Here is a 1443-nt window from a genome sequence, read left to right on the forward strand (position 1 = left end):
GCCCTACCTTCTTGAGTGCGTCCCGTGAGTTCGCGACTCTGGGACTGCGCGGGTGGGGCAGGGATGGTTTTCATGCTGGCTGCCCTCCATGGCTTCGGTGGCTGATCCCCCTGCCCCGCCACTTCTTCCGGACTGCTGATTAGGCTCTGCGGACCATCGCTTGGTAGGGCGAGGACGGGCGGAAGGAGTCGCGCCGCAGGTCGCACGGCGAGGGGAGCGTCATGAGTGCCACCGCAGGATTCGACATCGCCAAGGAGTTCCACTGGCTGGCCGTCGTCGACGACCGCGCCCGGCTGCTGCTGAGCCACCGGGTCGACAACGACTCCGCGGCCATCGCTCAGGCGGTGGCCGAACTGCACGCCGTCGAAAGCGAACACGGCCCGCTCAGCATCGGGCTGGACGTGGTCGGCGGGATCTCCGGCCTCCTGACCGCGATGCTGCTGGCCGGGGACTTCACCTGCGTCCACGTGCCCGGTCTGGCCGTCAACCGCGCCCGCCGGGGCACCCGCGGCGGCGAGAACAAGTCCGACCCCCGCGACGCCAAAGTCATCGCCGAACAGGTCCTGCTCCGCGACGACCTGCGCCGCATCGAGCTGCCCGACGAAGCCGCGGTGGAACTGCGGCTGCTGGTCGGCCACCGCACCCACCTGGTCAGGGACATCACCGCGCTCATCAACCGGCTGCGCGACCTGCTCACCGCCATCCACCCCGGCCTGGACCGAGTGGTGCAGCCCAGGACCAAGGCCAGCGTGCTGCTGCTGTCCCGCTACGTCACCCCGGCCGAGATCCGCCAGGCCGGCATAGCCCGCATCACCGGCTACCTCACCCGGCGCGGCGTCACACAGCCCACCGCCCAGGCCCTGGCCGAAGCGGCCGTCGCCTCGGCCCGCTCCCAGCACACCGCCGTGGCCGGCGAACGCCGCACCGCCCGGATGATCCGCGAGTTCGCCGACGAACTTCTCGTGCTGCGGACCAAGTTGAAAGCCCTGGAGGGAGAGATCGAGCAGCTGGTGGCCGCCCACCCTGACGGGGCCCTCATCCTCAGCCTGCCGGGGATGGGGGTCGCCCTCACCGCGGAGTTCCTCGCGGCCGTCGGCAGCATCCGCCGTTTCACCGGCGGCGATTCCCTCGCCGCCGCCTGCGGACTGGCCCCGGTCCTGTCGCAGTCCGGCAAGATCCGCTACTCCCGTGGCGCGAGCGGCGGCGACAAGGCCCTCAAACGGGTCTTCTACCAGTCCGCTTTCTGCGCGATCAAGAACGATCCCGCCTCGCGGGCCTACTACGACCGCAAGCGCACCGAAGGCAAACGGCACCACCAGGCCCTGATCGCCCTGGCCCGACGACGCGTCAACGTCCTCTACGCCATCCTCCGCGACCGCCAGCCCTACCAGGCCCGGCCGCCCCTGCATCTCGTGGCTTGACAACAGCATTAGGCAGCCACCC

Annotated in this window: 1 protein-coding gene; it reads left to right on the forward strand. The window is 70.2% G+C overall.

The features are described 5' to 3' along the window. Positions 1-221 precede the first annotated feature (221 nt). Positions 222-1421, forward strand: a complete 1200-nt coding sequence (locus tag ACIRVK_RS45530) for an IS110 family transposase (protein WP_404258061.1) — start codon at positions 222-224, stop codon at positions 1419-1421. Positions 1422-1443 lie beyond the last annotated feature (22 nt).

Source organism: Streptomyces sp. NPDC101152 (assembly GCF_044768275.1).
GTDB lineage: Bacteria > Actinomycetota > Actinomycetes > Streptomycetales > Streptomycetaceae > Streptomyces.

Excerpts from the sequence above, each read along its gene's own strand:
- ACIRVK_RS45530 (WP_404258061.1), top strand. The coding sequence starts at position 222 with ATGAGTGCCACCGCAGGATTCGACATCGCCAAGGAGTTCCACTGGCTG.